We start from the raw sequence: 17,416 nt of genomic DNA on the forward strand, positions 1-17,416 counted from the left end.
GACGGCGACCGGCGCCCTCGATACCCGCACCTTGGCGGCGACATCGGCCTTCGCGCAGGCTGCGGAAGAGGCGGGCCGTCTGGTGGCGGAGCGCGCGAGCATGGCCGACGCGACGCTGCGCGGCGCGGTCGAGGGTCTGGCCGGGCGGGCCGAGGAAGTGGCCGCGGCGATTGCCGCCGCCGCCGAACAGGCGACTGGGCATTTCGACGCGCGGACCCTGGCGGCGGCTTCCGCCTTCGCCCAGGCAGCTGAGGCGGCCGGCCGCCTGGTGGCCGAGCGTACCGAGACCACCGACGCGACGCTGCGCGGCGCGGTCGAGCACCTGACGCGCCAGGCGGAGGATGTCGCGGCGGCCCTCGCGCTCGCCGCCGAGAGCACCACCGGAGCCCTCGACACCCGCCTGTCCGAGGTCGGGAGCGCCTTCGACGGCCATGGCCGCGCGCTGACCGACATGATCGGCCGGCACGCCGAGGAGACCCAAACCCGTCTCGCCGCGGCCGGTCGCGACATCGTCGTGGCGGTGGCGAGCCAGGGCGCGCGGGTCAACGACGCCCTGGAGAAGACCGGAACGGCGCTGGCGAGCGCCGCCGAGAATGGCGGCCGCGCGATCGACGAGGTGCTGACCAATCGCCTCGCGGCGCTCCAGGACGCGATCGCCCGGGGCGACATCCTGGCCGACCGCATCTCCCGCGACACCCACCACCTCACCGAGAGCGTCTCCGGCCGCCTCGAGGAGATGGATCGCCTCATCTCGGTCCAGGGCCGCGCCGTGGCCGAGACCATCGCCGAGCGCACCCGCGAGGCCCGGGAGGCCGTCGAGGCGCAGCTCGGGGCGCTGGAGGATCGCTCCGCCAAGCGCACCGCCGAGATCAGTGCCACGTTCAGCACCATGGTCGCCCATGTCGACCAGCATATCGGTGCCCGCGCCACGGCGCTGAACGAGGCCCTGATCGTGCGGGCCGGCGAGATGGCCCGGGTGATGGCCGAGGGCGGCCGCGAGGTCGCCCAGGCCCTCGACGGCCGTGCCGACGAGCTCGCCCGCGCCATCACCGCCCGCAGCCAGGCGATGAGCGACACGCTGACGGCCCGCGTGAGCGAGATCGGCGACGAGCTCGGCCGCCGCACCGAGGAGCTGACCCGCTCCCTCGATGCCGGTGCGGCCCGCTTCGACGAGCGCGTCATCGCCCGCCTCGAAGGCCTGGCCCAGGCCCTCGACGAGCGCGGCCGCATCGTCGACGAGACCTTCGGCCTCAAGGCCGAGGAGGCTCTGCGCCTGATCGAGAGCCGCACCCGCGGCCTCGACGAGGAGCTGGGCGCCCGCACCCGCGAGCTGGTCACCTTCGTGGAGAACCACAGCGGCGAAGCCACCCGCGACCTCGCCGAGAAGGCCGAGGCGATCCGCGCCGCCTTCGACGGCCGCACCGAGACCCTGGCGCGCCTCGTCGACGAGCGCACCGCCGCCATGGCCCAGGAGATCGACGAGCGCGGGCGGGCGATGTTCGGCTCGCTCGCCGGCCGCATGACCGAGCTGGCACGGTTGTTCGACCGCGGCGGCTCCGCCCTCTCCGACATCCTCGGCCAGCGCGGCGAGGCCCTGCTCGGCTCCCTGCGCGGGACGATCGAGGAGGCCGACCGGATCCTCGCCGAGGGCTCCGGCCGCCTCAAGACCGTCGTTGGCGAGCGCGGAACGGCTCTCGCCGCCCTGTTCGACGAGCGCGAGACCCAGGTCGAGCGCGTGTTCGGCGACCGGCTGCGGGCGCTGGGCGGCCTGATCGACGAGCAGGCCGCCGCCCTGCGCCGCCTCCTCGACGGCCAGGCCGACGCGCTCCATGCCGGCCTCGACGACCGCATCCGCGCCCTCGGCGAGGCGCTGGAGCAGCGCGCCGGGGCGGTGCGCCAGGTTCTCGACGATCAGGCCGGCACCCTCGGGGCGGTCCTGGACGACCGGGTCGGCCATCTGCGCGGCGTGCTGGCGCAGGGTGGCGACACCCTGGCTTCCACCCTGGAGGAGCGGGTCGGCCGTGCGGTCGGCACGCTGGATGCCCGCACCCGCGCCCTCTCGGGCCTGTTCGACGATCGCCTCGCCGCCCTCGACCACCTGGTGGAGAGCCGCGGTGCGGCCTTCGCCGAGGCGGTCGAGGCCCGCGCCCAGGCGCTCGCCGGCCTCATCGACGCCCGGACCCAGGCGCTCGAGACCAGCCTCGACCATCGCGGCGAGGCCCTGGCGGGCCTGATCGCGGCCCGGGGCGAGGAGGCCGCCGGCCTGCTCGAATCCCGCGTCGCGACCCTGGGTGACGCCGTGTCGCGCAGCGCCGAGGCGGTGTCCGGCCTCCTGGCCGAGCGCCAGGCCGGCCTCGGCGACGCCCTCGACGGGCACCGGACGGCGCTCGCCCGGACCCTCACCGACCGCGTCGAGGCCCTGGCGGCCCTGCTGCGCGAGCGCGAGGAGGCCATTGCCGGCACGATCGAGCAGGGCGGCGGCAACCTGGTGCGGCTGATCGACGGCCGCCAGCGGGCACTCGCCGAGCTGACCGGCGCCGGCGACGTCCTGGCGCGGCGGGTGCAGGAGCGCATCGACGTGCTCGCCGCCACGATCCGCAGCGGCGGCGACGCGCTCGCCGGCCTGCTCGACTCGCGCAACAGCGACCTCGTCGAGACCTTCGACGGCCGCGGCGCCGCGCTGACCGCCCTGCTCGACGCCCGCGTGGCCGAGCTGTCGACGGCCCTCGAGCGCAGCCGTGCGGCCCTCGACGCGGTGCTCGGCGGGCAGGTCGAGGCCCTGGGCCAGCGGCTCGATGCCGGCGGCGAGGCGGTGGCCGAGCGCCTGCGGGCGAGCATCGAGGCCCTCGGCGGCACGGTCGAGGAGCGGGCGGCCGCCTTCGGCATGCTGGTCGATGCCAAGGCGGCGGAACTTGCCGCCCTCATGCAGGCCCGCACCGAGGCCCTCTCGGGCAGCGTCGACGAGCGCAGCGCCGCCTTCACGGCCCGCATCGACGGCCGGATGCGCGCCTTCGCGGCCCTGGTGGCGGCCCGCGGCGAGGCCCTGGCCGATGCCTTCGACGACCGCAGCGACGCCTACGCGGCCCTGGTCGACGCCCGCACGGCGGCGCTCACCGCGGCCCTCGACGAACGGGTCGCGAGCCTGCACGGCGCCATGGACGAGCGCTCCGCGGCGCTCGCCGCGGCGGTGGACGAGCGCAGCGCCCAGCTCAGCTCGGGCTTCGACCGCCGCGCCGCGGCTTTCGCGGCGCTGATCGACCAGCGCAGCACCACCCTCACCCGGGCGCTGGCCGAGACCGCCCGCGACCTGACCCAGGCGATCGACGGGCGCGGCGGCGAGTTCAATCGCGGCCTCGCCGCGCAGGTCGAGACCCTGCGCCAGATCGTCGACGAGCGCGGCGGGGCCCTGGGCCAGACGCTCGAGGCGACGACCGCCTCGCTGCAGCGGACCATCGACCAGCGCGGTGGCGCCCTGGTGGCCGCCCTCGCGGCGAGCGGCGAGACGGTCGAGGGGCTCGACCGCCAGGTGGCGCAGCTGCGCGGCCTGGTCGAGGGCCCCGGCAGCGAGCTGGTGGCGGTGCTGGCCCAGCGCAGCGAGGCGCTGGAGCGGGCGGTGACCGAGGGCATGGGCGGCGCCGTGGCGGCGCTCGGCGAGCGGGCCGAGACGCTGGCGGCCCTCTCCTCCGAGGCGGCCGAGACCCTGCGCCGGGCGGCCGACCAGGGCGCGGCCCGGGCAGTCGAGGCCCTGACCCAGGTCAACCAGCGCCTCGGCGGCGAGCTCGGCGGCCTGATCGGCCGCATCGAGGCCGCCTGCGGCGCCCTGCAGGAGCTCATCGGCAAGTCCGGCGAGAACCTGTCGGCGATCGAGGGCGGGCTGTCCGGCCGAGTGCAGGAGATCCAGTCCGCACTCGCCGAGATCGCGGCCGAGACCGGAAAGGCCTCGGACCGGGTCGCGGAGCAGGTCGGCGCGCTCCAGGGCGCGGCGACGGGTGCGCTCCGCCAGGCCGCGGGCCTCGCCGCGACGCTGGATGCCCGCGGCAAGGCTCTGACCGAGACCGCCCGCCAGCATATCGGCGACCTCACGGCAGCCGCCGGTGCCCTCGAGGGCGCCGAGGGCCGGGTCAACGCCTCGCTCGGCGAGCGCCAAGCGGAGATCGACGCCCTGCTCGGCAGCATCGACGCCCGCTCGGCGGCGCTGTCCGCCGCCACGGAAGGTGTCGGCGCCCGGGTCGAGGCCACGCTCAAGACGATCGAGGCCCGCACCCAGGCCCTCGGCCGCGAGATCGAGGCCAGCGCCCGCCAGGCCGGCAGCGCCGTGACGGAGGCGTTCGAGCGCCTGCGCGCGGGCACCGGCCAGGAGGGCGAGCGGGCGGCCGAAACCGTCCGCCAGGCGGTGGCGGGCGCCTCGGGCGAGATGCGCGAGGCCTTCGGCGACGCCGCCGAGCGCTTCCAGGGCACGGTGGAATCCATGCGCGGCATGGCGACCGAGATCCGCCGCACCCTGGAGGAGATCCGCGGCGACCTGCAGCGCGGCGTGGTGACCATCCCGCAGGAGGCACAGGACGCCACCGGCGAGATGCGCCGGGTGGTGGCCGAGCAGATCAAGGCGCTGAACGAGCTCTCGGCCCTGGTCTCGCGCTCGCCTCGCGCCGTCGACGTGGCGCAGCCCCGCGCCGCGGAAGGAGGCCGTGCCGCCCCGGCGGTCCCGGCACCCGCGGCCCAGCGGCCGCAGGCCCCGGTCCAGCCCGCCAAGGCTCCGGTCCAGGCCCCGAAGGCGGCCCAGCCGGTCAAGCCTCCGGCTCCGGCCGCGAGCCAGCCGGCCCAGGGCCCGTCCCGTCCGGCCGCGCCGCAGGGCGCGAACCGGCCCGCGGGCGAGGCCCGGCGCGACGCCCCCCTCCCCGCCTCCGGGTCGGGCGGCTGGCTCTCCGACCTCCTCACCCGCGCCTCGCAGGACGACGAGGAGGGGTCGGCGACCGGCAAGGCCAAGTCCCGCCAGGGTTCTGAGTCCCGCCAGGGTGCTGAGTCCCGCCAAGGTTCGGAATCCCGCCAGGGCGCCGAGCCCGCCGCCGACAGGGCCGGCGCGGCGGCCATCGACTCGATCTCGAGCAACATCGCCCGGATGATCGAGCACGCGGCCGCGGTGGACCTGTGGGAGCGCTACCGGCGCGGCGAAGGCGACCTGTTCACCCGCCGGCTCTACACGGCGGAGGGCCAGCAGACCTTCGACGAGATCCGCCGCCGCTACCGCGCGGAGCCGGATTTCCGCCGCACCGTCGACCACTACGTGCGGGAGTTCGAGCGCCTGCTCGGCGAGGTCTCCCGCACCGACAAGGACCCGCGTCGGGCCAACGCCTACCTCACCTCGGAGAGCGGCAAGGTCTACACGATGCTGGCCCATGCCAGCGGGCGGTTCGAGGGGGCGTGAGCCCCCCGGGGCGCCCGCCCCGACGCGAAAAAGGCTCTCTCCGGTCCCGCAGGACCGGAGGGAGCCTTTCTTGTGGGCGGAGACCGTTCCGCTTCGACGATCCCGGCCTGTGCCGCAGGGTTCGCCGCCCTTCGATGCCGATGGAACGACGCGCTCATGGGCAGACCCGAGAGCGACGGAACCGCCGCTTGCTCGGCCTTTCGGCCGCAGGCTGCCGCGCCCGACGATCGCGCGCCGGCCTGGACCGTACCGTCATGGGCAAAGGCGCGACGCTGCCGGCTCCCGCCTCGGAGCGCCCGGTGCCGGCGCGCCTTCGCATCGATACGCCGGTGCGAAGGCGCGATGCCATGAGGACCGCACGGTTCCGACAGTCTGGTGGGAGGTGGCGCGAGGGGCGGCGATGCGGCAGGCCGAAGGCATGTCCTGCGATCCGGGTCGCCAGTGCTCGGGCCGCGGACGATGCTCCCGGTCGGATGGGCCGCAACCGACGCGGCGCGTGCGCGCTGCCGTCTCCAAGGCGGTGGTGACGATCCCGCCGCCCCGTCCGGTCAGGCCGATCACACGCCTGCGGTGCCAGGCGTCCGGGATCAATGGGAAGTGGGCAGAAGCCCGTTGACGGCGATGCAGACCGTCATCGCCAAGGCCGGCGACTGGATCGAGACGGGAGCCTGGGCATCCGAGGCCTTGGGCGCGACCGTCACGGTGCCGCCTGTCACCGTGGGCACTTGGATGCTGTTGGCAGCGGTGGCCGCGAGGCCGGCGACCTCGGCGCTCAGGCCGCCCAGCTTGGCAGTATCTGCCGTGTCCGAGGACGGGAGGTAGATCGGGGCGCTGGATTGACCCACTCCACCCTGCGAGAGAAAGGAACCGTCCTGGACGTTCACGCCTCCGGCCTTCTTCTTCACCAGCAGTTGCGGCGTCACGGTCAGCGTGCCGGGCGTGGCTGGAATCGTGACCATGACGTTGCCGGTAACCGGCGCGAAGGTCGCTGCATGGTCATGCGAGACGAGCGGAACTTGGTCGGCGGTCAGCGTGACGCTCGACGCGCCGGTCGCCGTCGCCAACGGCATGTCGGCCGCCGTGCCGATGGCGGCTCGCTTGCGAAGATCGGGTATCCCGAAGGTCGCGCGGCCATCACCGCCAAAGGCGCCTCCGATGGCCGCGAAAAGGTTGGGGTAGTCGCTTATGTTGACGACCTGACCAGCCGCCGGCAGAAAATTCGCAGGACAGGCGGGCGAGGCGAGGGTTTTGATTTCGCCGACATAAAAAATCGTCGGTTGGTCTGCGATGCTTGGCAGGCACAGGCTGGCCAGGATAGGTGTCGATGTTGCGCTCGCCAACAGGACCGATTTCATCGTCTTCGTGATCGACGGCATGGTCATTCTTTCGAGAGGCAGATGAAGCAGTGGGGGCAGCCAGACCGCCGATTGCAGCGGTTTGGCTGCGATCACGACGCAATCGCGCGGCTTATCCTTCGATCTGGCTGATGCCGACGGAGCATCCGCTCGAGCTGCTGAAGCTCACGTAGAGTTCACTGTCGGACCCATCCAGCCGAAGCATGACGCGGCCGTCATCGTCGGAGCTGATCGAACAGTAAAAATTGTCCTTGCAGTCGAAGGTGCTGCCGTTCTGCGTCACGAACTTGACCCACCAGTAATCGAACGGACTTCCGGCGCCGGTCGTATAGGTGATCGCCATGGGGCCGACACTGTCGCCTGCCACGACGTTGTAGAATGTTTGCTCTTCCTGCTTATCCGGGTCGTTGCTGCGGCGATGCCGAATCGTGAGCTGAGCGAGGTCCACGCCCCAATCGTTCTGCAGATAAACAATGCCGCTATGATCGGTGCTCATGATATATTCTCATTGTTATAAATGAAGCGCATCACTTGAGGGGTGAGCAACGTCTACCATATGCGGATTTTATTACCATAATATTTATGACATCTGCGTCATGCAAAGTCTACAGAAATGTTACTCGGCCATCAAAAATATGAACTTACAAAACTGATAAGTGTTTAGCGAAATATCATGCCGCCGTTCAAGACCATATAGATAAAATGAACTCCTGATAATCGACGTTGAAGAGAGGGTAATGTCTCACCTTTGCTTGAGACGGATCTGTAATATCTTTCCATGACAGTCGTCTCCTGCACACGCGTTCCGGGTCGGAAAGGGCAGAACACGGGTCGTCGCGCGGCGGCTTCGACGCGCCGTGACCGAGGCGGACGCCGCGGCGGCGCAGCCTCATCGGCATCATCGAACGGATCCGCCCGGGGGCGCGGCGATCTGGATGCGGGATTGCCCGTCACGGTCCGCGCCGCACGGCGCCGGGCAATGGGCTGCGGCGCGTGTCGTCAGAGCAGGCCCAGCGACGCCAGTTCCCGTCGCATCGCCTCCGGCATCGCCGCGAGGTCGCCGGCGGCGTGGCGGGAGATGTCGCGCGGGGCGTCCGTGGCCGCGAGGTAGCGCCAGCCCTGGAACGGCCGGCAGGGCCTGGGCTCGACCGGGGTGACCTCCGGATCGAGGACGAGGCGGCAGCGGCCGACGCCCTCGGCATCGGTGAAGGGGCGGATGGCCAAGACCGGCTGGCGGCAGGCGATCTGGCCGCGGATCACCCAGTAGAGCGAGCCGGTGCCGACGATCTCGTCGCCGCGCTTCGGGATCATGCGGGTGATGTGGGCCTGCTCGTGCGGGCGGCCCTGGCGCGTGGCCTCGGCCCGGCGGGCGGCGATCCACTCCTCGAGGTCGGCGATGGACTCGCAGCCGACGCAGAGCTTGAGGAGGTGCAGGGACATCGCGGCCGGGGCTTGGAACGAGCAGGGTGACGGCTTCCCTGCGAGGCAATCTGGGCGGCGCAAGGGCGGATTGCCGCGCCCGGACGCCGCGCCTCAGGTGAAGCGGGCGAGCTTCTCGTCGAGGCCGAGGTCGTCGATCTCCGCGAAGGCGTCTTCGAGCGCCAGCGCGTCATCGGCTTCAGCCTCCGCGGTCGGCTCCTCGCGAACCGGTACGAAAGCGAGATCGTCCTCGGCCGCGGCCGGCTCGACGAGGCGCAGGCGCGGGCCCTGTGCCGGCTCGTCGTCCCGGCCCTCGCCCCGTTCCCGGCCCTTGCCGGTCGCCACGATCTCGTCGACGTCGTCCTGGTCCAGGGTGGTCTCCGGCATCTCGGCCCACTGGGCGGCCGGCGCCGGCGGGTCGTCCTCGCTGGCCCAGATCTCGATCATCGCGGTCAGGCGCTGCTCGAGATAGCGCAGGGTGTTGACGATGCGGCTGGTACGCTGCGCCGTCAGGTCCTGGAACGAGCAGGCGGTGTAGATCTGGGTCGCGTTCTGGTCGAGGCGGTCGCAGACCCGGCTGTCGGCCCCGGTCTCGCGCAGCGTCCAGGCGACCTCCTGCACCTCCTCGGCGGCCTGGAGGATGTCGGAGGTGGCGCGCTCGGTGGTGCGCACGATCCCGTCCAGCGCCTCGGAGGCGGCACCGAGCTGGCTCTGGTCCTGGTCGGGGGTGTGGATCGCCGCGATCTCCGACTTGGTGCGGCTGATCGCCTTGGCCATCTCGATCAGGTCGAAGCGCAGGCGCTCCATCCCGGAGGGGCCGCGCTCGCCGACCACCGCGTTCTCGAGCCGGCCGATCGCCTGCAGCAGCACGTCGGTATCGGCGGAGCGGTTGCGCCTGGCGTACTCGCCCAGGAACCAGCGCCCCCGCGCCGTCTCCAGCATCGCGCTCTCGATGACGTCGTACTCCTCCCGCGGAGCGGGAAGCGAAGGGGTCCCGGCCATCTCACCTGCCCTGTCATCGCCGCGCCGAAGCCACGGCACGGCGGTGTTGCCCGGAGGCGTATCGGTGTTTACGCTTGACATCCCGGCGTTAACGGCGGCTTACGCGAGGCCAACCACGGGCGGATTGATTCGGTCCGCGCCCCGGCCATCCCCGGTTCCAGGTCTCCGTGCCGCCTCCCCCGCTTTCCCTCGGCGACGGCCCGCGCCTCGCCCTGCTCTATGCGGCGGTCTTTGCCGGCATCGGCGTGGCGATGCCGTTCATGCCGCTCTGGCTGTCCGGCCTCGGCCTCGGGCCGGACCTGATCGGGGTCATGGTGGCCCTGCCCATCCTGGTCCGGATCGCCGTCACGGCGCCCCTCGTCGGCCTGATCGATCGCGGGGTCCCGGCGCGCACGCTCATGGTCGCCGGCAGCCTCGGTCTCGCCGCCACCTACGCGCTGATGCCGGCTGCCGCCGCCCTCGGCTGGCCTGTCCTGGCCGGCCTGATCATCCTCAACGCGGTCGGCGGGGCGCCTCTGGTCCCGTGCCTCGACTACCAGAGCCTGGCCGCGGTGCGGCGAAGCCCGGGCCTCGACTACGCCCGGATCCGGCTCGGCGGGTCGTTCGGCTTCCTCGCCGCGACCCTTCTCGGCGGCTGGCTCCTCGGCATCGTCGGGACCGGCAGCATCACCGGGTTCCTCGCCGCCCTGGAGCTCGCCTCGGCCTGCGGGGCCGCCTTCCTGCTCCGCCGGGCCGGGGCCGGTCCCCCGCGCCCCCGCGCGTCCGGGCGGGTGCGCCTGCCGGCGGCCCTGTGGCTCGCCATCGCGGCCGGCGCGGCGATCCAGGCGAGCCATGCGGCGGTCTACGCCTTCGGCTCGATCCACTGGGTCGGCCTCGGCCTGGCGCCGGCGACGGCCGGGCTCGCCTGGGGCGTCGGCGTCGTCGCCGAGATCGCGTTCTTCGCCGTGATCGGCCGCATCGCCTGGTTGCGCGACGCGCCGTTCCGGCTCCTCGGCCTCGGGGCCGCGGCGGCGCTGCTGCGCTGGGCCGGGCTGCTGGCGGTGGCCGGCCTGCCGGCCCTGGTGGTGCCGCTTCAGGTGCTGCACGGCCTGACCTTCGGGGCGACGCAGCTCGGCGCCATGGCGGCCCTGTCGCGCCTCGCGCCGGAGGGCGGCCGCGGCGCCGCGCAAGGCACCTACGCGGCCTGCGCCGCCCTCGCCTCGGCCACCGCCACCCTGGCGAGCGGGGCGGCCTACCGGGCCGGCGGCGGCCCTCTCGCCTTCGGGCTGATGCTGCCGGTGGCCGGGCTCGGCCTCGCCCTGACGCTGGCCGCGGCGCGCGCCGCCCGACGCTGAGATGCGGCGCGCCATGGTTTGCGAATTGTTAGCATGCCGGGGTATAGGACCGGCCCGAGGGGATTTCTGGTGAACGAGGGAGGCCGGCCCGTGCCGACCGCACCCATCACGCGGGGGGCCGATCCGGCCCGCGTCGCGGTCGAGCGCGTGCGCGAGGGTCTCGCCGCGCGCCTCGCCGGTCGCTGGACCGCCGACCAGGCCCCCGCCGTCGAGGCCGCCGCCGCCGAGATGCTGGCGGCCGCCAGTCCTGCCGCCGGCTCGCCCGTCGTCATCGACCTCTCGGGCCTCGCCCGCCTCGACACGCTCGGCGCCTGGGTGCTGGAGCGGACCCGGGCCGCCCTTCCCGCGGGGACGGCCTATGCGGGCGCCGCGCCCGAGCACCTGATCCTCCTGCGCGAGGTCGCCTACCGGGAGGCGGCGCCGGCCGCGCGCCGGCGGCGCTTCCATCCCCTCGATCCGGTGGCGAGCCTGGGATCCGGGATGCGCAGCCTCGGCCGCGAGGGCCTGTCCGGCCTGGCTTTCCTCGGCGAGGTGGTGGCGGGCTGCCTGCGGGTGCTCGCCCGCCCGCGCAGCTTCCGCGGCCCGGCGCTCATCAACCAGGTCGAGCAGATCGCGCTGCGCGGCGCGCCGATCATCATGCTGATCTCGTTCCTGGTCGGCTGCATCGTCACCCAGCAGGGCATCATCCAGCTGCAGCGCTTCGGCGCGCAGACCTACGTCGTCAACATGATCGGCATCCTGACCCTGCGCGAGCTCGGGGTGCTGCTGACCTCGATCATGGTGGCGGGGCGCTCCGGCTCGGCCTTCACGGCGGAGATCGGCTCGATGCGGATGCGCGAGGAGGTCGATGCCCTGCGCGTCATGGGCCTCGACCCGATCGAGATCCTGATCGTCCCGCGCATCCTCGCCCTGATGCTCGCCCTGCCGCTCCTCGCCTTCCTGGCCGACCTCGCGGCGCTCGCCGGCGGCGCCCTCACGTCGTTCCTCTACGGCGGCCTGTCGCTGGAGGCCTTCACGTTCCGGCTGCAGAACGCGATCGGCTTCCGCCACCTCGCCATCGGGTTGATCAAGGCGCCGTTCATGGCGCTCATCATCGGCATCATCGCCTCGGTCGAGGGCTTCATGGTCCAGGGCTCGGCCGAGTCGCTCGGCCGCCACGTCACCGCCTCAGTCGTCAAGTCAATCTTCATGGTCATCGTCCTTGATGGACTCTTCGCGGTGTTCTTCGCGGCCATCGACTTCTGATCGAGGCGACCCCACCCCTTGCCGATCCAAGCTCCCACCCACCCTGCACCTCCGGGCCACGACGCGATCATCCGCGTGCGCGACCTCGTGGTCGGCTTCGGCGACCGCACGGTGCTCAAGGGTCTCGACCTCGATATCCGCCGGGGCGAGATCCTGGGCTTCGTCGGGCCGTCGGGCCAGGGCAAGTCGGTGCTCACCCGCACCCTCCTCGGCCTGGTGCCGAAGCGCTCCGGCACGATCGAGGTGTTCGGCGAGGATGTCGACCGCCTGACGCTCGCCCAGCGCCGGGTGATCGAGCGGCGCTGGGGCGTGCTGTTCCAGCAGGGGGCGCTGTTCTCGGCACTCACCGTCAAGCAGAACATCCAGGTGCCGATGCGCGAGCACCTGACGCTCTCCGAGCGGCTGCTCGACGAGTTCGCCCGCCTCAAGATCGAGATGGTCGGCCTCAAGCCCGACGCCGCCGACAAGCTGCCCTCCGAGCTCTCCGGCGGCATGATCAAGCGGGCGGCGCTCGCCCGGGCGCTGGCCCTCGACCCGGAAGTGCTCTTCCTCGACGAGCCGACCTCCGGCCTCGACCCGATCGGCGCCGGGGAGTTCGACGAGCTGGTGGCGACGCTCCAGCGCACGCTCGGGCTGACCGTGTTCATGGTGACCCACGACCTCGACAGCCTCTACACCGCCTGCGACCGCATCGCGGCGCTCGGCGACGGCCAGATCATCGCCGAGGGGCCGATCGACGCCATGCTGGCCTCCGATCACCCGTGGCTGCGCTCCTACTTCCACGGCAAGCGCGCCCGCTCGATCGTGGTGCCGGAGACCGGGGCGGTGTCATCCCTCGGTCTTGTGGAGGGCGTCGCCTGATGTGCGCTCCCGCACCCGTCGGCCGCCCGGCCTTGCCTAAGCTTGGCAGATTAGGCCATGCCGCAGGGGCGTCTCGTCTGGCGTGTCGTCTGCCCTTCGCCCCGCACGAGCACGGAAACCGTTAAGGCATGGAAACCCGCGCCAACAACGTCCTGATCGGCGCCTTCACGCTGGCGGTGATCGCGCTCGGCTTCGCCTTCGCGTTCTGGCTGCGCGGCAGCTCCTCGAACCAGGCAAGCATGCCGGTGCGCATCGTGTTCTCGGGCGGCGTCGGCGGGCTCGCCAAGGGGGCGGTGGTCACCTTCAACGGCATCCGGGTCGGCGAGGCGACCGACGTGCGGCTGCTGCCGCAGGATCCGCGCCGGGTGACGGCGATCGTCAAGGTCAACCGCGGCACCCCCTTGCGCGCCGACACGCGGGCGCGCCTCGACATGACGATGCTGACCGGCGTCGCCTCGATCGCGCTCGTCGGCGGCAGCGCCGATGCCCCGCCACTGGCGCCGACCGGCAACGACCCGGTCCCCACCATCTTCGCCGACGCCTCCGACATCCAGGACCTGATGGCGGCCGCCCGCACCATCGCGCAGCGCGCCGACGACATGCTGCAGCGCCTCGACCGGGTGGTCGCCGGCAACGAGGGGGCGATCAACCGCACGCTCGCCAATGTCGAGCGCTTCTCCAAGACGCTGGGCGACAGCGCGCCGGCCCTCGACGCCCTGACCAGGGCGGTGGACGGGCGCAAGCTCGCGAGCCTGATCGACAACGCCGACACGTTCTCGGCGGCTCTGGCCGCCGCCTCGCCGGACGTCCAGGCCGGAATCCACGATGCGAGGATGCTGGCGGGCAAGCTCAACGCCTCCGCCGACCGGCTCGACGCGGTGCTGAAGGGCGCCGAGGGCTTCCTCGGCTCCGCCTCGGGCGATGCCGGCAAGAGCACCTTCGCGGAGGTGCGCGACGCCGCCGTCTCGATCCGCGAGGCGGGCCGGGCCTTCCGCACCATGTCGGAGAACCTCGACAAGCGCACCGCCACCCTGACCCAGAGCGTCAGCCGTCTCAGCGGCGCCGGCCGGCGCGAGGTGCAGACCCTGTCGACCGACGGTCAGCGCACCCTCAACAGCCTCAACAGCGCGGTGCGCAAGATCGAACGCGACCCGTCCCAGGTGATCTTCGGCGGCAAGCCGTCGTTGCCCGAATACAACGGTCGCTGATCATGTTGCAGCGCAGCTCCGCGGCGGTTGCTCCCGCGCGCCGGGCGGAGCGTTGTCCGTCCGTCTCTGGTCAAGCTTCCGGGTCCGTCCCGGCCCCGCCTTCCGGTCCGCCTGCTCCCATGCTCCTCCCGGTCTCTTCCCTGCGTCACGCTTCCGGCCTCCTGGCCGTGGGCTGTCTGGCCCTGCTCCTCGGTGCCTGCGGCAGCGGCGCGGTGCCGACCACCTTCGACCTCACCGCCCTGCCGGGGGCCGCCCGCAGCGGCGCGGCGCGGCGCTCGATCGTGGTGGCGGAGCCGGTCGGCCTGCAGCCCTTCGAGGCCGACCGGATCATCGTGCGGGAGCCGGGCGGCGCGGTCTCCTATCTCGGCGGCGGCCAGTGGGCCGACCGTCTGCCGCGGCTGGTCCAGACCCGGCTGATCCAGAGCCTCGAGAACGCCAACCGGCTGAAATCCGTCAGCCGTCCCGGCGACAAGGTCGCGGCCGACACGGTGCTGATCACCGAGCTGCGCGCCTTCGACATCAATGCCGGCACCCGCGAGGCGGTGGTCGACCTCTCTGCCAAGCTGGTCCAGGAGAGCAGCGGCACCGTGGTGGCGGCCAAGGTCTTCCAGGCCCGGGTCCCGGTCGCGCAGGTGAGCGCCCCGGCGGCGGCGAGCGGCCTCGACCGGGCGCTGTCGCTGGTGCTGGCCGATATGGTGCGGTGGATCAATGCCGGGGGGTAGCGGCGGAGGCCCGTCCACGGCGCGGATGGCCCCTTCGATGCCATAGCGGCACCGTCGCCGGCATGAGGACCGTGGCCATCGGTGTCTCCGGGATCGCGGAGGTTCACGCCCGGTCGAGCGCAGCGTTCCGCGGGGAGCCGCAGGGCGCGTTCATCTCCTTCGCCTCGGTCGAGCCGCTCTGGACCGTGATGACGCCGCGTCGATGGGAATCGCGGCGTGCCTCGGTCGGCCGCGACGCGGGGTCTGACCTCCATGCGTTGCGGATGGCCGGTGTCATCGAGACGGAACCGGAGGAGCGGATCAGCTTCCCGTTCGATCCGGTCCAAAACGGCGTCAGGCCCAAGTCGGCGTCAGGCCCAAGTCGGCGTCACGATGGGCCGGGCCGCCTGAGGGATCGAGCCCTCACTCCATCACCGCCGCCTTCATGATGACCACCATGATGGCGCGCCCCGTGCTCTCGCTGACGCAGCGCACGGTGTGGGGCCGGTCGCATCGGTAGCGCAGCGTCTCGCCGGCCCGGGCCCGCTGCACCGCGCCGGCCACGTCGACCTCGAATTCGCCCTCGGTGACCGACAGGCACTCGACCGAGCCGCGCTGATGCGCATCGGAGTCGAGCACGCCGCCGGAATCGGCGGAGAGGTCGTACCATTGCAGCCACTCGACGGTCTTGATCCAGCCGATGATGGCGAGACGCATCCGGCCGTCGTCGGAGACCAGAATCGGCGTATCGGCCCGGGACGACTTCTCGATGAAGGGTTCCTCGTCGCCGGTCGCCAGGACCCGCTCGATCGAGACGTCGAGGGCTTGGCTCAGGCGCCAGATCGTCGCCAGGGTCGGGTTGGTCTCGTTGCGCTCGATCTGGCTGATGATCGACTTCGCGACGCCGGATTGCTCGGCCAGCTCGGAGAGCGACAGGTTATAGGCCTTGCGCAGGCGCTGAATGGTCTTGCCGAGCTGCCCCGACAGTACCTGCGCCCCCGTCACCAGGTCCTTGGTGCGCTCCCGCCCCCGCTCGACGCCCATCGCCCGCCCTTGAACCCCGCTGGATCACACGCGGCGTTCCGCATTCCGAACGCCCGTACGCTCCATCAAACGCAATCGGGGGGAGCGCGCAAGGGTTCATGCGGCCGCGCGGGCGGATTCAGGGGGGATGGTGCCCTTCCGGGAAAATCCTCCGGACGTCGCGCCGATCACCGCTCCACACGCCTGAGCGGAGCCGCGTTCCGCATCGCCGGGCGATCACGGATGACGCGTCAGGCCCACCACGCGTGGAAGTGGTGCACCGGGCCGTTGCCGTGCCCGATCCGGATCCGGTCCGAGGCGGCGAGCGCCGCGCTCAAATAGGCTTTGGCGGCGCCCGCGGCCTCCGGCAGGGGCAGGCCGCGGGCGAGCCCGGCGGCGACCGCCGCCGACAGGGTGCAGCCGGTGCCGTGGGTGTTGCGGGTCTCGATGCGGGGGCCTTCGAGGCGCAGGATGCGGTCGTCCGGCCCGATCAGAAGGTCGACGCTCTCCGGCCCGGCCGCGTGGCCGCCCTTCATCAGCACCGCGCGGGGCCCGAGCGCCAGCAGGCGCCGGCCCTGGTCGAGCATCGCGGCTTCGTCCTGGGCGATCCCCTCCCCCAGCAGCACCGCGGCTTCGGGCAGGTTCGGCGTGAGCAGGGCGGCGTGGGGCACGAGCTTGCCGCGCAGGGCATCGACCGCGTCGTCGGCGAGGAGCCGGTCGCCGCTCGTCGCCACCATCACGGGGTCGAGCACCAGGGGCAGGCCGGCGGCGTGGCGGGCGAGGCCCTCGGCCACGGCGGCGATCACGGCTGAGCGCGCGAGCATGCCGATCTTCAACGCCTTCACGTCGAGGTCGGTGAAGACGCTCTCGATCTGGCGGGCCACGAAGTCCGGCTCGACGTCGTGGATCGCCTGCACGCCGCGGGTGTTCTGGGCGGTGAGCGCGGTCACCACGCTGGCGCCGTAGACGCCGAGCGCCGAGAAGGTCTTGAGGTCGGCCTGGATGCCGGCGCCGCCGCCGGAATCCGAGCCCGCGATCGTGACGGCGATCATGGCTGATCTCCGATCGTGCAAAGCCCATTCATGCCGAACCCCTGGCGGCGAGCGCCCCGTCGATCACGCCGCGCAGGTCCCGCGCGCGGGCCTCGACGTCGCGCCCGGTGCCGAACAGGGCCGAAATCAGCGCGATCCCGTCCGCTCCGGCCCCGATCGTCGCGGCGGCGTTGCTGCGGTCGATCCCGGCGATCGCCCCGACGGGCAGGCCGGCGCCGCGGGCGAGCCGCGCCCGGAAGACGATGCGGTTGAGTCCGTCGAGCCCGACCGGCGGGTCCGGGTTGTCCTTGCTGGTGGTGGAAAAGACGCCGCCGATGCAGGCGTAATCCACCGGCAGGCGGTAGAGTTCGTCGGCCTGCGCGGCGTTCTTGACGGTGAGCCCGACGATCGCGCCGCGCGGCAGGAGGCGCTTGGCGTCGGCCGGGTGCAGGTCCTCCTGGCCGAGATGCACGCCCTCGACGCCGGCCGCGAGCGCCAGGTCGATCCGGTCGTTCATGAGGAGCGGCACGCCGGTGCCCTGGAGCGCCGCGTGGATCCGGCGCAGGCGGGCGACGGTCTCGCGGGCGTTGGAGATCGTCTTCTCGCGGTATTGCAGCAGGGTGCAGCCCCCCGCCGCGGCCTCCGCCGCCATCCGGGCGAGGTGATCGGCGTCGCCGCCGCAGACCCCGACATCGAGGAGGCCGTAGAGACGGAGATCCACCGGCACGGTCGCGTGCCCGCCCTCGGACTTCACGGGCGGGCTCCCGCTTCGGGCGGGCGGGGGCGTGCGGGCATGGGGCGCTTCCCTGGTG

Annotated in this window: 13 protein-coding genes; 6 read left to right on the plus strand and 7 right to left on the minus strand. The window is 72.5% G+C overall.

The genetic code is table 11. The features are described 5' to 3' along the window. The first annotated feature begins 31 nt into the window (after nucleotides 1-31). Complete coding sequence (locus VQ03_RS27895) at nucleotides 32-5,425, plus strand: apolipoprotein A-IV repeat region-like domain-containing protein (RefSeq protein ID WP_083468262.1); 5,394 nt, start codon at nucleotides 32-34, stop codon at nucleotides 5,423-5,425. A gap of 587 nt (nucleotides 5,426-6,012) precedes the next feature. On the opposite strand, the gene VQ03_RS31195 is transcribed toward VQ03_RS27895, so the two are convergent. The 4 genes from VQ03_RS31195 to VQ03_RS27915 form a co-directional block, all read right to left on the minus strand. Continuing rightward, nucleotides 6,013-6,876, minus strand: coding sequence for a phage tail protein (locus VQ03_RS31195; protein ID WP_157064293.1), 864 nt, complete (start codon nucleotides 6,874-6,876; stop codon nucleotides 6,013-6,015). Nucleotides 6,877-6,892: 16 nt separating this feature from the next. Continuing rightward, nucleotides 6,893-7,276 (minus strand): hypothetical protein, encoded by a 384-nt coding sequence (locus VQ03_RS31200; RefSeq protein WP_053078765.1) that lies wholly within the window; start codon nucleotides 7,274-7,276, stop codon nucleotides 6,893-6,895. A gap of 503 nt (nucleotides 7,277-7,779) precedes the next feature. Further along, entirely contained in the window at nucleotides 7,780-8,220 is a 441-nt protein-coding gene (locus VQ03_RS27910) for a DUF1489 family protein (RefSeq protein WP_048454181.1), read from the minus strand. A 93-nt stretch (nucleotides 8,221-8,313) separates the two neighbouring features. Further along, complete coding sequence (locus VQ03_RS27915; protein ID WP_048454182.1) at nucleotides 8,314-9,201, minus strand: hypothetical protein; 888 nt, start codon at nucleotides 9,199-9,201, stop codon at nucleotides 8,314-8,316. Between the two features lie 167 nt (nucleotides 9,202-9,368). On the opposite strand from VQ03_RS27915, the gene VQ03_RS27920 reads away from it, so the two are divergent. The 5 genes from VQ03_RS27920 to VQ03_RS27940 all read left to right on the plus strand — a co-directional run bounded on the left by VQ03_RS27920 (nucleotide 9,369) and on the right by VQ03_RS27940 (nucleotide 14,571). Beyond that, nucleotides 9,369-10,535: an MFS transporter gene (locus VQ03_RS27920; protein ID WP_048454183.1), complete on the plus strand. Its 1,167-nt coding sequence runs from the start codon at nucleotides 9,369-9,371 to the stop codon at nucleotides 10,533-10,535. Between the two features lie 147 nt (nucleotides 10,536-10,682). Next, complete coding sequence (locus tag VQ03_RS27925) at nucleotides 10,683-11,780, plus strand: MlaE family ABC transporter permease (protein ID WP_048454191.1); 1,098 nt, start codon at nucleotides 10,683-10,685, stop codon at nucleotides 11,778-11,780. Between the two features lie 24 nt (nucleotides 11,781-11,804). Continuing rightward, a complete protein-coding gene (locus VQ03_RS27930; protein WP_245292222.1) occupies nucleotides 11,805-12,641 on the plus strand; it encodes an ABC transporter ATP-binding protein in 837 nt (278 codons plus the stop codon). Between the two features lie 128 nt (nucleotides 12,642-12,769). Continuing rightward, the gene (locus VQ03_RS27935) at nucleotides 12,770-13,849 is read left to right on the plus strand and encodes an MlaD family protein (RefSeq protein ID WP_048454184.1); all 1,080 of its coding nucleotides are present in this window, start codon (nucleotides 12,770-12,772) and stop codon (nucleotides 13,847-13,849) included. Nucleotides 13,850-13,968: 119 nt separating this feature from the next. Further along, nucleotides 13,969-14,571 carry an ABC-type transport auxiliary lipoprotein family protein gene (locus VQ03_RS27940; protein WP_048454185.1) on the plus strand — a complete coding sequence of 201 codons (603 nt, stop codon included), beginning with the start codon at nucleotides 13,969-13,971 and terminating at the stop codon, nucleotides 14,569-14,571. Between the two features lie 402 nt (nucleotides 14,572-14,973). On the opposite strand, the gene VQ03_RS27945 is transcribed toward VQ03_RS27940, so the two are convergent. The 3 genes from VQ03_RS27945 to VQ03_RS27955 all read right to left on the minus strand — a co-directional run bounded on the left by VQ03_RS27945 (nucleotide 14,974) and on the right by VQ03_RS27955 (nucleotide 17,358). After that, on the minus strand, nucleotides 14,974-15,594 hold the full coding sequence (locus VQ03_RS27945) for a helix-turn-helix domain-containing protein (protein ID WP_048454186.1): 621 nt from the start codon (nucleotides 15,592-15,594) through the stop codon (nucleotides 14,974-14,976). A 230-nt stretch (nucleotides 15,595-15,824) separates the two neighbouring features. Then, a complete protein-coding gene (gene thiD / locus VQ03_RS27950; protein ID WP_048454187.1) occupies nucleotides 15,825-16,625 on the minus strand; it encodes a bifunctional hydroxymethylpyrimidine kinase/phosphomethylpyrimidine kinase in 801 nt (266 codons plus the stop codon). 28 nt (nucleotides 16,626-16,653) lie between these two features. Further along, complete coding sequence (locus VQ03_RS27955; RefSeq protein WP_048454188.1) at nucleotides 16,654-17,358, minus strand: thiamine phosphate synthase; 705 nt, start codon at nucleotides 17,356-17,358, stop codon at nucleotides 16,654-16,656. Nucleotides 17,359-17,416 lie beyond the last annotated feature (58 nt).

The sequence above is a fragment of the Methylobacterium tarhaniae genome, assembly GCF_001043955.1.
GTDB classification, from domain to species: domain Bacteria; phylum Pseudomonadota; class Alphaproteobacteria; order Rhizobiales; family Beijerinckiaceae; genus Methylobacterium; species Methylobacterium tarhaniae.